Annotated in this window: 12 protein-coding genes; 6 read left to right on the plus strand and 6 right to left on the minus strand. The window is 73.8% G+C overall.

What is annotated here, in order from left to right; all coding sequences use genetic code 11:
• Positions 1-53: 53 nt before the first annotated feature.
• On the plus strand, positions 54-1,367 hold the full coding sequence (locus CNX65_RS02680) for a citrate synthase (protein ID WP_096491353.1): 1,314 nt from the start codon (positions 54-56) through the stop codon (positions 1,365-1,367).
• Positions 1,368-1,596: 229 nt separating this feature from the next.
• On the plus strand, positions 1,597-2,898 hold the full coding sequence (locus CNX65_RS02685; RefSeq protein WP_177154481.1) for a cryptochrome/photolyase family protein: 1,302 nt from the start codon (positions 1,597-1,599) through the stop codon (positions 2,896-2,898).
• A 50-nt stretch (positions 2,899-2,948) separates the two neighbouring features.
• Here the strand turns inward: CNX65_RS02685 and CNX65_RS02690 are convergent, their stop codons facing one another.
• The 5 genes from CNX65_RS02690 to CNX65_RS02710 all read right to left on the minus strand — a co-directional run bounded on the left by CNX65_RS02690 (position 2,949) and on the right by CNX65_RS02710 (position 7,492).
• A complete protein-coding gene (locus CNX65_RS02690) occupies positions 2,949-3,593 on the minus strand; it encodes a response regulator transcription factor (protein ID WP_096491355.1) in 645 nt (214 codons plus the stop codon).
• A 12-nt stretch (positions 3,594-3,605) separates the two neighbouring features.
• Positions 3,606-4,895: a sensor histidine kinase gene (locus tag CNX65_RS02695; RefSeq protein WP_232519676.1), complete on the minus strand. Its 1,290-nt coding sequence runs from the start codon at positions 4,893-4,895 to the stop codon at positions 3,606-3,608.
• A gap of 158 nt (positions 4,896-5,053) precedes the next feature.
• Positions 5,054-6,295, minus strand: a complete 1,242-nt coding sequence (locus CNX65_RS02700) for an ABC transporter permease (protein WP_096491356.1) — start codon at positions 6,293-6,295, stop codon at positions 5,054-5,056.
• Complete coding sequence (locus tag CNX65_RS02705) at positions 6,292-7,206, minus strand: ABC transporter ATP-binding protein (protein ID WP_096491357.1); 915 nt, start codon at positions 7,204-7,206, stop codon at positions 6,292-6,294. Before CNX65_RS02705 ends, CNX65_RS02700 begins: the two co-directional genes overlap by 4 nt.
• Before the next feature lie 25 nt (positions 7,207-7,231).
• Positions 7,232-7,492 carry a helix-turn-helix transcriptional regulator gene (locus CNX65_RS02710; protein ID WP_012783164.1) on the minus strand — a complete coding sequence of 87 codons (261 nt, stop codon included), beginning with the start codon at positions 7,490-7,492 and terminating at the stop codon, positions 7,232-7,234.
• A 183-nt stretch (positions 7,493-7,675) separates the two neighbouring features.
• On the opposite strand from CNX65_RS02710, the gene CNX65_RS02715 reads away from it, so the two are divergent.
• The 4 genes from CNX65_RS02715 to CNX65_RS02735 all read left to right on the plus strand — a co-directional run bounded on the left by CNX65_RS02715 (position 7,676) and on the right by CNX65_RS02735 (position 12,337).
• Positions 7,676-8,119, plus strand: a complete 444-nt coding sequence (locus CNX65_RS02715) for a YbaB/EbfC family nucleoid-associated protein (RefSeq protein ID WP_096491358.1) — start codon at positions 7,676-7,678, stop codon at positions 8,117-8,119.
• A gap of 20 nt (positions 8,120-8,139) precedes the next feature.
• The gene (locus tag CNX65_RS02720; RefSeq protein ID WP_012783166.1) at positions 8,140-8,448 is read left to right on the plus strand and encodes a type VII secretion target; all 309 of its coding nucleotides are present in this window, start codon (positions 8,140-8,142) and stop codon (positions 8,446-8,448) included.
• Positions 8,445-10,223 (plus strand): WXG100 family type VII secretion target, encoded by a 1,779-nt coding sequence (locus CNX65_RS02725; RefSeq protein ID WP_096491359.1) that lies wholly within the window; start codon positions 8,445-8,447, stop codon positions 10,221-10,223. Before CNX65_RS02720 ends, CNX65_RS02725 begins: the two co-directional genes overlap by 4 nt.
• A gap of 914 nt (positions 10,224-11,137) precedes the next feature.
• Positions 11,138-12,337: an amidohydrolase gene (locus CNX65_RS02735; RefSeq protein WP_177154482.1), complete on the plus strand. Its 1,200-nt coding sequence runs from the start codon at positions 11,138-11,140 to the stop codon at positions 12,335-12,337.
• On the opposite strand, the gene CNX65_RS02740 is transcribed toward CNX65_RS02735, so the two are convergent.
• Positions 12,327-13,361, minus strand: coding sequence for an NADP-dependent oxidoreductase (locus CNX65_RS02740; RefSeq protein WP_373565513.1), 1,035 nt, complete (start codon positions 13,359-13,361; stop codon positions 12,327-12,329). The two genes, CNX65_RS02735 and CNX65_RS02740, sit on opposite strands and share 11 nt — an antisense overlap.
• Between the last annotated feature and the right edge of the window lie 20 nt (positions 13,362-13,381).

The raw sequence follows: 13,381 nt of genomic DNA on the forward strand, positions 1-13,381 counted from the left end.
CGTGCGCGACCAGCGCGAGAGCCACCCCGAACCGAGCGTGAGAGGGACTCTGCATGTCCGACGCGACGACTGCGCCGAACGACCCCCGTACCGTCGCGCTCCGCCACGACGGCGGAGAGCACGAGATGCAGCTGGTCCGGGCGACCGAGGGTGCCTCCGGCATCGACCTCGGCAAGCTCCTGGCCAAGACGGGCCTCGTCACCCTGGACAGCGGCTTCGTCAACACCGCGTCCTGCTCCTCCGAGATCACCTACATCGACGGCGACGCCGGCATCCTGCGCTACCGCGGTTACCCGATCGAGCAGCTCGCGGAGAAGTCCAACTTCCTGGAGGTCAGCTACCTGCTGATCAACGGCGAGCTGCCGACCGAGGCGCAGCTGGCCGACTTCTCCTCCAAGATCAGCAGGCACACCCTGCTGCACGAGGACCTCAAGCGGTTCTTCGACGGCTTCCCGCGCGACGCGCACCCCATGCCGGTGCTGTCGTCCGCGGTGTCCGCGCTGTCCACGTTCTACCAGGACAGCCTGAACCCGTTCGACGCCAAGCAGGTCGAGATGTCGACCATCCGCCTGCTGGCCAAGGTCCCCACCATCGCGGCCTACGCCTACAAGAAGTCCGTGGGCCAGCCGTTCCTGTACCCGGACAACAGCCTGGGTCTGGTGGAGAACTTCCTGCGCATGACGTTCGGCTTCCCCGCCGAGCCGTACGACGTCGACCCCGACCTGGTGAAGGCGCTCGACCTGCTGTTCATCCTGCACGCGGACCACGAGCAGAACTGCTCCACGTCCACCGTGCGCCTGGTCGGCTCGTCCGAGGCCAACCTCTTCGCCTCCATCTCCGCGGGCATCAACGCCCTGTTCGGCCCGCTGCACGGCGGCGCCAACAGCGCCGTGCTGGAGATGCTGGAGAAGATCCGCAACGAGGGCGGTGACGTCGCCTCGTTCGTGAAGAAGGTCAAGAACAAGGAGGACGGCGTCCGCCTGATGGGCTTCGGCCACCGGGTCTACAAGAACTACGACCCGCGCGCCGCGATCATCAAGCGCACGGCCGACGACATCCTCGGCAAGCTCGGCGGCGACGACCAGCTGCTGGACATCGCCAAGGCCCTGGAGGAGGCCGCGCTCAGCGACGACTACTTCGTCGAGCGCAAGCTGTACCCGAACGTGGACTTCTACACCGGCCTGATCTACCGGGCGATGGGCTTCCCGACGAAGTTCTTCACGGTGCTGTTCGCGCTCGGCCGCCTCCCCGGCTGGATCGCCCACTGGCGCGAGATGATCAACGACCCGGCCACCAAGATCGGCCGCCCCCGGCAGATCTACATCGGCTCCCCGGCGCGCGACTTCGTGCCGATGACCGAGCGCTGATCCGGGTCACTGATCCGGGTCGCTGATCCGGGTCGCTGATCTGGGTCACTGACCCGGCGCGACGCCCCAGGGCGTCGTGGTCCGGCGCTCAGGTCAGGGTGCCGGGCCGGAGCGGGAGCGAGTCCCGCGACGAGCACGTCGAGCGGGCCCGCACCTCCACCGGAGGTGCGGGCCCGCCGTCGTTCCCCACCGGGGTTCCCGCCTTCGGGTGGGCCGGACGCGCTCTGTCATGCGGCCGGGTGAGGGCGCTCCTAGGGTCGGCCGGGTGACTTCCTCGACCGTGGTGTGGTTCCGCCGAGACCTGCGCGTGGAGGACCACCCCGCGCTGCTGGAGGCGGCGGACCGCGCGGACCGCGCGCTGGCCCTGTTCGTGCTCGACCCGAAGCTCCTGCGCCCGTCCGGGAAGCCGCGGGTCGAGTTCCTGCACCGCTGCCTCAAGTCCCTGGACGACCGGCTGGGCGGCAGGCTCATGGTGGTGGAGGGCGACCCGGTCGAGGTGGTCCCCGCCGTGGCGCGGGAGGTCGGCGCCGACACCGTGCACGTCTCGGCGGACACCGGGCCGTACGGGCGCGAGCGCGACGCGGCCGTGGGGGAGCGGGTCGAGCTGGTGGAGGCGGGCTCCCCGTACGCGGTGAGGCCGGGCCGCGTGCGCAAGTCGGACGGCACCCCCTACCGGGTGTTCACCCCGTTCTACCGGGCCTGGCTGGACCACGGCTGGCGCAAGCCCGCGGACACCGACGAGTCCACCGTGGACTGGATCGAGCCCCCGCGCAGCACCCGCCCCAGGGCGGAGCCGCTGCCGGACGTGGCCGAGCTGTGGGAGCGCTTCCGCGACGAGCGCCTCCCGGACTACCACCGCACCCGCGACATCCCCGGAGTGGACGGCACGAGCCGGTTCTCGGCGTTCCTGCGCTGGGGCGTGGTGCACCCGAGGACCCTCCTGGACGACCTGGGCCAGGACGAGGCCTCCGCGGTGTTCCGCAACGAGCTGGCGTGGCGCGAGTTCTACGCCGACGTCCTCTGGCACCACCCGGCCAGCGCCCGCCGCAACCTCGACCGCCGCTTCGACCGCATCGAGCTGGACGAGGACCGCGACCACTTCCACGCGTGGTGCGAGGGCCGCACCGGCTACCCGATCGTGGACGCCGGGATGCGCCAGCTGCTGGCGGAGGGCTGGATGCACAACCGCGTCCGGATGATCACGGCGAGCTTCCTGGTCAAGGACCTGCACCTGCCGTGGTGGTGGGGCGCGAGGCACTTCATGGAGCACCTCGTCGACGGCGACCTGGCCTCGAACCAGCACAACTGGCAGTGGGCGGCGGGCAGCGGGACCGACGCGGCCCCGTACTTCCGGGTGTTCAACCCGATCACCCAGGGGCAGAAGTTCGACCCGCAGGGCGACTACATCCGGCGCTACGTCCCGGAGCTGCGGGACGTGGCGGGCAAGGCTGTCCACCAGCCGAGGGACCCGATCGTGGACCACGCCCACGAGCGCCAGGTGGCCCTGGACCGCTTCGCCGCGATCAAGTAGCCGCCCGCCTGCCCGCCTGCGCCTGCGCCCGCTCGCCCGCCCCGCGCCCGTCACGAGGCCCGCAGGTAGGCGAGCACCGCCAGCACCCGCCGGTTCCCCTCCGCCCCCGGCGGCAGCCCGAGCTTGAGGAGGATGCTCCCCACGTGCTTGTGCACCGCGGCCTCGCTGACGCACAGCCGCCGCCCGATGGCCGAGTTCGCCATCCCCTCGGCCACCAGCGCCAGCACCTCCCGCTCCCGCCCGGACAACCGGGCCAGCGGGTCGCGCCGCCTGCCCAGCAGCGACCGGACCACCTCGTGGTCGATCACCGTCCCCCCGGCGGCGACCCGCCTGAGCACGTCGACGAACTCGGCGACGTCCACGACCCGGTCCTTGAGCAGGTACCCGACCCCCTGCCCGTCGCCGGACGAGAGCAGCTCCTCCGCGTACTCGCCCGCCACGTACTGGCTGAACACCACCACCGGCAGCCGGGGGTCGGCCGCCCGCAGCCGGACCGCCGCGCGCAGCCCGTCGTCCCCGTCGCCCGGCGGCATCCGGACGTCGGTGAGCACTAGGTCGGGTGAGTGCGCGGCCACGGCGTCGAGCAGCGCGGTGGCGTCCCCGACCGAGGCCACCACCTCGATCCCGAACCGCCGCAGCAGCTCCTCGACCCCGGCCCGCAGCAGCACCCCGTCCTCGGCCAGCACCACCCGCACCGCCCCGCCCCCTCAGCCGCTCAGGGGCAGGGTCGCCCGCAGGACCGTCGGCCCGCCCGCCGGGCTGGACAGCGACAGCCTCCCGCCCACCACCGCGACCCGGTCGGCCAGCCCGGTCAACCCGCTCCCGGCCGCCGGATCGGCCCCGCCCCGCCCGTCGTCCCGCACCTCGACCACCACGCCCCCGCCCTCGATCCCGGCCCGAACGAGCACCTCGCCCGCGCCGCTGTGCTTGACCGCGTTCGCCACGGCCTCGGCCACCACGAAGTAGGCCACGGACTCCAGGTGCGCGGGCGGCCGGGTCGGCAGGTGCGCCCGCAGCACCACCGGCACGACCGACCGGTCCGCCAGCTCGGCCAGCGCCGCCCCCAGCCCGCGATCGGTCAGCACCGCCGGGTGGATCCCCCGCACCAGCTCCCGCAGCTCCACCATCAACCGCTTCGCCTGGTCGTGCGCCGCCGCCACGTCCTCGTTCTCCGGCAGCTCCGCCTTCGCCAGCCCCAGCCGCAGCGTCAACCCCACCAACCGCTCCTGAGCCCCGTCGTGCAGGTCCCGCTCGATCCTGCGCCGCTCGGCGTCGAACCGGTCCACCAGCCGCGCCCGCGACCCCGCCACCTCGGCCAGCTCGGCCCGCAGCGCCTCGTCACCGCGCAGCAGCGCCCGCCCGACCAGCAGGTGCCCGGCCCCGAGCAGCCCCACCGCGTACGCCAGCACCGGGACCAGGGCGATCCCGGCCGCCGTGAACCACAGCCCGTCCGCGGGCGTCACGGCCCGCCACCCCAGCACCACCAGCGGCGAGTCCGGCGTGACCAGCAGCGGCGCCAGCAGCATCGCCAGCGGCACCCCGCCCGCCAGCAGCAGCACCCCGCCCAGCCCGGTCCCGGCCAGCGCCAGCAGCACCGCGTACCCGGTCTCCCGCCAGGCCGCCGCCGTCAGGTACCGGCTCCGCACCCAGGCCCCGAGCCCCGGCGCGGGCCGCACCGCGGCCAGCCGCTCGTCCCCCAGCAGCACCAGCCGCCACCGCTCCGCCCACGCCACCGGGGCGGACAGCACCGGCAGCGCCGCCGCCAGCGCCGCCCCGAGCAGCAGCGCCGCCACCGGCACGACCCCGCTCACCGCCTCGCCGCGCACCACCTTGACCACCGCCGCCGCCCACAGCACCCCCACCGGGGCCAGCGGCGCCGCCGCCACCGCCGCGACCAGCGGCGTCGTCAGCGCGTGCAGCAGCGCCCGCCACGGCCACACCGAGACCAGGAACCCCTTGCGCCGCAACGCGCCCACCACGTCCCGCGATTCGTCCACACCGCAGAACGCTAACGACGCGGGGGCGCGGGGTCTGCCACGCCAGGGATAGTCCTCGAGCTACCGCCAGCGCTACCCCCGAACGGCCTCACCAGCGCGAACTCACCGCCGCCAACTCACCGCCACGCACTCATCGGCCCGAATCCACCGGCCCGAGCTCACCGCCGAGCCGCCCCCCGCGCGGTCCCGCGCGGCGACCGCAGCGCGTCCCGCAGCCGAACCCGCGCCCCGGTCCGCAGCACCGCGTTCGCGTACACCTTCCCGCCGACCCACACCACACCCACCGCGGCCCCCAGCGCCAGCACCACCGCCAGCACCACCTGCCACGCGGGCGCGGCCCCGATCGCCATCCGCCCCGGCATCAGGATCGGCGCGAACGGCGGCAGCACCGACAGCACCGCCACGAGCCTGCTCGCCGGGTCCCTGACCAGCAGGTTGAACCCCACCACGAACGCGATCACGATCAGCATCGTGATCGGCGTCAGCACCGACTGGACCTCCTCCTGCCGCGACACCAGCGACGCCGCCGCCGCGAACACCGTGGCGTACAGGAAGAACCCCAGCAGGTACCAGAGCACCCCGATCAGCAGCGCCCCGCCGGTCGGCCCGTCCACCCGGACCACCCCGGCGGCCGACGCCAGCCCCAGCCCGATCGCGCCGATCAGCAGCAGCTGCGCCAGCCCGACCGCGCCGAGCCCGATCACCTTGCCCATCAGCAGCTGCGCGGGCCGCAACGTCGACAGCAGGATCTCCACGACCCGGCTCGACTTCTCCTCCACCACGCCCTGGGCGACCATCGTCCCGTAGACCAGCAGCGAGTAGTACAGCAGTCCGGCGATCACCAGCCCGATCACCAGCCGCTGCCCGACCATCGGGTCCTCCGGGTCCAGCGCCACGACCCGCACCCGCGCGTCCGCCACGTTCTGCTGCACCCGCGCCGGGTCCAGCCCGGCCTCGGCCAGCTGCGCCGCCAGCACCTGCTGCTTCACGATCAGGTCGACCGCGTTCGCCAGCGAGGGGTCCAGCCCGTCCTTGACCAGCACCCGCAGCGCGTCCGGCGCGCCCAGCACCAGCGCGTCCAGCTCCCCGGACCGCACCAGACCCTCACCCGCCGCCGAGTCCGGCACGTCCACGACCTCGACCTCGCGCCCGAGCGAGCGCGCGGTCTCCTCCAGCGGCTGCGCGAGCACCGTCGCCTGCCCGTTCAGCCCGACCACCGACGTCGACGCCGAGGTGAACAGCAGCGCCTGCAGCGCCACGAACCCCGCCATCGCCGCGATGATCACCACCGTGCCGACCACGAACGACCGGGTGCGCACCTTGCTCAGGAACTCCCGGCGCGCCACCAGGAGGACCGCGCGCGCCGGGGACAGCGAGCGGCCGGGGGACGGTGCGCTCATGCGGCGCTCTCCTCGCTGGTGACGACGCTGCGGAACAACTCGGTCAGCGACGGCCGCCGCCGGGAGAACTCGCGCACCGGCCCGGTCGCCAGCGCCGCGCCCAGCACCGCCTGGTCGTCGGCGCCCGGCGCCAGCTCGACCACGGTGCGCGCGCCCTCGTGCCGCGCGGACAGCACGCCGGGCACCGCGTCCGCCCAGCCGGGCGGCGCGCCGGGCGCCTCCACGACCAGCCGCTCCACCCCGCCCGCGCGCAGCTCGTCCACGGTCCCGCAGGCCACCATCGCCCCGCCGCGCACGATCCCCACCCGGTCGCACAGCCGCTCCACCAGGTCCAGCTGGTGGCTGGAGAACACCACGGGCACCCCGGCGGCGGCCTGCTCGCGCAGCACCTGGCTCATCACGTCCACCGCCACCGGGTCCAGCCCGGAGAACGGCTCGTCCAGGACCAGCACCTCGGGCCGGTGCACCAGCGCCGCCGCCAGCTGCACCCGCTGCTGGTTGCCCAGGCTCAGCTTCTGCACCTCGTCGCGCCGCCGCTCCCGCAGCCCCAGCCGGTCCACCCACAGCTCGGCCGACCGCAGCGCCTCGCCCGGCGCGAGACCGTGCAGCTCGGCCAGGTACACCAGCTGCTCCAGCACCCGCATCTTCGGGTAGAGCCCGCGCTCCTCCGGCATGTAGCCGATCGACCGGCGGGTCCGCAGGTCGATCGGCGCGCCGTTCCACCGCACCTGCCCGGAGTCCGCCTCCAGCACGCCCAGCGCGATCCGCATCGTGGTGGTCTTGCCCGCCCCGTTGCTGCCGACGAACCCGAACAGCTCGCCCGCCCGCACCTCGAACGTCATCTCCCGCAGCGCGACGACGTCCCCGTAGCGCTTGGAGACCCGGTCGACCTCCAGCAGCCCCTGCGACACCCTCGCTCCTCCTCGCTCACCGGGATCACCGGCGGTAGACCTGGGTGGACAGCGGTTCGAACGGAGCGCGGCCGAACACCGCCTCGACGGGCAGCCCGAACACCTCGCAGATGCGCAGCGCGAGGTCCAGGCTCGGGTAGTGGTCGCCGCGCTCCAGCGCGCCGATCGTCTGCGGGTTCACCTCCACCGCCTCGGCGAGGTCGGCCCGGCTCAGCCCGCGTTCCGCGCGCAGCACGCCGATCCGGTTGTGGATGGGCTGCTCGGAGCCCCGGCGCACCGGACTCATGGACGAAGTGTTGCGAAAACCCAACAGGACGGCAACCTGACCGCACGGTCAGCGGGACATTCCCCCGGATGGCCCAATTCGGCCACGCGCGGGTGAAACGATGGGGTCGCCGGAACCGAATCGAACGACGACGGGTCGAACCGGCACAGGGCGGGTGAGCCCGGTGTGCGATGAGGGGTGCAGATGGAGCCGGACCAGTGGCTCGCGCAGTACGGGCAGAAGATCGAGCAGGCCAAGCGCGAGGCGGCGCAGACCGAGGCGAAGCTCGGCGGGGTGGGCGGCAGCGCCACCTCCCCGGACGGGCTGATCACGGTCTCGGTGAACGCCTCCGGCGCGCTGACCGACCTGATCCTGCGCCCGGCGCTGCGCGGTGAGGACCCGGAGCGGATCGCGGCGGCCGTGCTCAAGGCCGTCGCCGAGGCGCAGCGCGCCGCCGCCGGGCAGGTCGTCGAGATCGTGTCCGAGCTGGTCGGCGACAGCCCGGCCCTGGAGTTCGTGAAGTCCCGGATGCCGAACGGCTATTCGGGTGACGGCACGGACCCGGTGGAACCGGCTCCCGAGGTGCAGCGTCGGGACACCAGGCCCGACGACGACTACTTCACCAACCCGCCAGACGTGATGGCCTAGAAGAGCCGGGGGACAGATCGATGTTCGACTCCTTCAACGTGAGCCCGGAGCAGATCCGGGGGCACGCGGGAACGGTCGACCAGCTGACGCAGCGCATGGTCACGGCGACCCAGACCGCCGACCCCTCCCTGGCGACCGACGCCTTCGGGATCTTCGGGTCGTTCCTGGCCGAGTTCCTGCTCAAGCAGGCGGGCGTCTCCCAGGACATCCTCGGCCAGGCCGCCGAGACCGTGGCCGACATGTGCCAGGGGCTCAAGGAGGTCGCCGACCTGTACGAGAACGTCGACCTCGACAACGCGTTCGGCTTCACCGGAAAGGCGCGCGGATGACCCCCCAGGCAGGCACCGACGTCTCGACCACCCAGCAGCGCGACCCGGCCAACCTGGTCGGCGACGTCAAGGGCACCGCCGACGCGATCGAGCGCGGCGACTGGGTCGCGGCCGGGCTCGGCATGGCCAACGCGGCCATGAGCGTGGTCGGGCTGGCGAGCAACCCCATGGGCGGGCTGGTCTCGGCCGGGTTCAGCTGGGCCGTGCAGCACGTGTCGTTCCTGAAGGAGCCGTTCGACGCGCTGCTGGGCAACCCGCAGGCGATCACCAAGATGTCCGACAGCTGGGCCAACGCGGCCAAGCAGGTCGAGTCGATCGTCGCGGACTACCGGCGGACCTCGGTGGAGGAGACGAAGGGCTGGCGGGGCCGCTCGGCCGACGGCTACCGGGCCGCCGCGACCAAGCACTCGTCCGGCCTGGAGACGCTGGCCAAGGCGGCCAAGGGCATCTCCACGGCGGCCAAGGGCGCGGGCGAGCTGGTCGGCACCGTCCGCAAGACGATCATGGACTTGATCGGCAAGGCCGTGTCCGAGATGGTCATGAAGATCATCCAGTGGCTGTCGGTGTCCTGGCTGACCTTCGGCGCCTCCATCGCCGCCGCCATCGGCGACATCGTGCGGATGGCGTGCGACTACGCGAAGAAGTTCGTGGACTTCCTGCAGAAGCTCGCGACCTCGCTGAAGAAGCTCATCGACCTGATCAAGTCGGTCGCGCAGATCGCGCAGACCGCGAAGCAGGTCCTGCAGGCGATCACCGCGATGACGCACTCCAACTCGGCGGGCGCGGCGGGCGCGGGCGGGAACCCCCGGCTCAGCGCGGGCGGCCTCGGGCTGACCGGCGAGCAGCTGGCGAACATGGACCGGGGGGCGAACACCCGGTACAGCGAGAACGGCAGCGGGAGCACCTGGACCAGCGGCGCGAACGGCGCGGGCGGTGGGGCCGCGGTGAACCAGCCGGGCACGCTCGGGCCCGGTGCGGGCGTCGGCGCCGGTTCCGGCTACGACAGCGGGTACGGTGGCGCGGGCGGCAGGCCGGTCGTGTCCCAGCCGCCCGTGGTCGGTGGCGGTGTCGGTGGGGTCGGTGGTGGGGTCGGCGGGTCCTACGGGGGCTCCACGGGCGGTTCGTCGGTGTCCAGGCCGCCGACGGTCGGCGGTGGGGCAGGCGGCTCCGCGGGTTCGGGCGGCTACGGCGGTTCCGGCGGTTCGTCGGGCGGTTCGTCGGGCGGCCACTGGGAACCCGGCCGCTGGGTGCCCGCCGGGAGCGGCGTCACCGGCGTGACCCCGCTGCCCGCGCGCGACGTCACGCACGCGACCAACACGACTCCCACGGTTCCCCCGCTGACCACGCCCCCGATCCCCGCCGTGAAGCCGTTCGGCGGTGACCTCGGTGGTGGTGGCGGTGCCGGTGGTGGCGCCGGTGGGGGCGGCGGCCCGATGCCCAGCTTCGGCGGCGGTGGCGGCGGCTTCGGCGGTGCCGGTTCCGCAGGCGGCCTGGGCGGTGCAGGCGGCGCCACCCCCCAGCCCATGCAGGCAGGCGGCGCGTCCGGCGTCCTCCCGTCCGGGGCGGCAGGCGCTCCCGCGCCAGGCGCCCCCGGCGGCGCCCCGGCGGGCGGCGCGCGAGGCGCGGGCGGCGGCATGGGCATGATGGGCGGAGCCCCGATGGCCCCGATGGGAGGCCAGGAGGGCGGCAAGGACCACCAGCGCAAGGTCCGCATCCAGGGCGACCCCCTGGCCGAGGAGCCGCCGAAGGCGGCGAAGCCGGTGATCGGCGAGTAACCCGCTCACACGGCGACGAGGACCAGCATCGAGGGGCCGCCCAGGTGGGCGGCCCCTCGTGTTGATCCGCAGGTGCAGCCGCAGCCGAAACCGCAGCCGCAGCCACACTCGCAGCCGCAGCCGAAACCGCAGCCGCAGCCACACTCGCAGCCGCAGCCGCAGCCGCAGCCGCAGGCGCAGCCACAGCCACACCCGCACCCGCACCCGCACCCGCAGCCACACCCGCAGCCACACCCGCAGCCGAAACCGCACCCGCAGCCACAGCCACAGGCGCGAGCAGGTGCCCACAACCGCGCCCAGCCCGCGCCTTGCAAGGTTGAACGGTCCGTTCAACCTTGGGTGAATGGACCGTTCACCCAGCCCGGTCGACTGCGGCTCGACCTGCGCCTGCGCCTACATGCACCTGCTCTGCAAGGTTGAACGGACCGTTCAACCTTGGGTAAACGGACCGTTCACCCAGCTCTGGTCAGCTGCGGCCCACCCTGTGCCTGCCTAAACGCGGTCAGGCACAAGCACAGGTGTAGGTGTGGGTGTGGAGCGAGTCGCGGTCGGCTAGGTCGGTTGAACGGTCCGTTCACCGAAGGTTGAACGGACCGTTCAACCGAGATCCTGTGCCACACCAACCGCCTCGAACCCCACGCCTCCCGCTGCCACCCGCTAATTGCCTCTCATCGCCACCCGTCAGCCGTCAGCCGTGGCCCGCTGCCCGTGGCCCGCTTCCTGCCCTCGCTGCCTGTGGCCCGCCGCCCCGTCGCTGGCCGTCCCGTCGCCCGTCGCCGGCCGTCGCCCGTCGCCCGTCGCCTGTCGCCCGTCATGAGCTTCCCGCCCCCGCCGCCCCTCACAAACCACCCCACCCGCCACGACCCACCCCCGCCACTACCCCCACCCCCCACCCGAAGTACTAGCGTCACCCCGTGCCCGGAGACCTGCTGATCCGCTCAGTCCGCCCGTGGCCCGCCGACCCCGGTGCGCCGACCGTCGACGTCCTCTGCTCGAACGGCACCCTCACCGCCTTCGGCCCGCACCTCCCCGCCCCGCCCGGCGCCACCACCGTCGACGGCCGCAACGGCGTCCTCCTCCCCGCCTTCACCGACGCCCACGCGCACCTCGACTCCACCCGCCTCGGCCTCCCCTTCCGCCCGCACTCCGCAGGGCCCGGCCTCACCGCCCTCGTCGACAACGACCGCCGCCACTGGCGCGCCGACGAGCCCGTCGCCGACCGCGCCACCCGCACCCTCGGCCGCACCATCGCCTCCGGCGCCACCCACGTGCGCAGCCACGCCCAGGTCGACGTCGACTCCGGCCTCGAACGCCTCGAAGGCGTCCTCGCCGCCCGCGAGGCCCACCGCGACCGGGCGCTCGTGCAGGTCGTCGCGTTCCCCCAGTGCGGCGTCCTGCGCGAGAAGGGCACCGCCGACCTGCTCGACGCCGCGCTGCGGGCCGGAGCCGACCTGGTCGGCGGGCTCGACCCGGCCTCCGCCGACCGCGACCCCGTCAAGCACCTCGACACCGTCTTCGGCCTCGCCGAGAAGCACCAGTGCGGCGTCGACCTGCACCTGCACGACGACGGCACCCTCGGCGCGTTCCAGATCGAGCTGGTCTGCGAGCGCGTCGCCGCCCTCGGGATGCGCGGCGAGGTCACCATCAGCCACGCGTTCGCCCTGTCCACCGTCGACGACCACCGCCAGGGCCTGCTCGTCGACCTCCTCGCCGAGCACGACGTCGCCGTCACCACCGTCGCCCCCGGCGCCCGCGACCCCCTGCCGCTGCACCGCCTGCGCCGCGCGGGCGTGCGCCTGGGCCTGGGCCAGGACGGCATCCGCGACCACTGGTCCCCCTACGGCGACGGCGACATGCTCGGCCGCGCCTGGCAGCTCGCCTACCGGGGCGGGTTCCGCCGGGACGACCAGGTCGAGATGTGCGTGGACATCGCCACCAGGGGCGGCGCGGCCGTCCTGGGCGCCAAGCTCGGGCTCACCGAGGGCTCGCCCGCGTCCGTCGTGGTCGTGCCCGGCGACACGGTCACCGCCGCCGTCATGGACCGCGCCCCGCGCGCGCTCGTCGTGCACGCGGGGCGCGTCGTCGCCGAAGACGGCGAGCTGGTCAGAACCTGACCAGCGCCTTCCCGGTGTTCTCCCCGCGCAGCATCCCGATGAACGCCGCGGGCGCGTTCGCCAGCCCGCCCTCGGTCACCGTCTCCCGGTAGCGCAGCTTCCCCTCCGCGATCCAGCCGCCCACCTCGCGGGTGAACTCCTCGCGCAGGTGGGCGTGGTCGCTGACGATGAACCCGCGCAGCGTGGCGCGCTTGCCCACCAGCAGCCCCAGGTTCCTCGGCCCGGCGGGCGCCTCCTCGGCGTTGTACGCCGAGATCGCCCCGCACAGCGCCGCCCGCGCGCCCGTGGTGAACGCCGTGATCGCCGCCTCCAAGTGCTCGCCGCCGACGTTGTCGAAGAACACGTCGACCCCGTCCGGGGCCGCCGCCGCGAGCTGCCCGGCGACGTCCCCGTCCCGGTAGTCGAACGCGGCGTCGAAGCCCAGCTCGTCCACCAGGTACCGCACCTTCTCCGGCGACCCGGCGCTGCCCACCACCCGCTTCGCCCCGCGCAACCGGGCGACCTGCCCCGCGACCTGCCCGACCGCGCCCGCCGCGCCCGACACGAACACCGTCTCGCCCTCGCGCATCCCGGCGACCTCCAGCAGCCCCGCCCACGCGGTCAGCCCCGGCATCCCCAGCACGCCCAGGTGCGCGCCCAGCGGCGCCGCGTCCGGGTCGACCTTCCGCGCCCCCTCGGCGGGCACCGCCGCGAACTCGCGCCACCCCAACCCGTGCAGCACGACGTCCCCCGGCGCGAAGTCCGGCGACCGCGACTCGACCACCTCGCCGACCGCCCCGCCGTCCAGCGGCGCGTTCAGGGCGTACGGCGGCACATACGACTTCGCGTCCCGCATCCGCCCGCGCATGTACGGGTCGACGCTCATCACGAGGTTGCGCACCAGCAGCTCCCCGTCGCCCGGCGCCGGGACCGGGACCTCGACGAGCGCGAAGTCCGACTCGGTCGGGAAGCCCTTCGGACGGGCGGCCAGGTGGATCTCGTGCGCGGTGGTCATGCGCTTCTCCCTGCGGTGGGTTGCGGACATCCCCTCACCGCGGGTCAACG

Origin of the sequence: Actinosynnema pretiosum (assembly GCF_002354875.1) — a bacterium.
Classification (GTDB): domain Bacteria; phylum Actinomycetota; class Actinomycetes; order Mycobacteriales; family Pseudonocardiaceae; genus Actinosynnema; species Actinosynnema auranticum.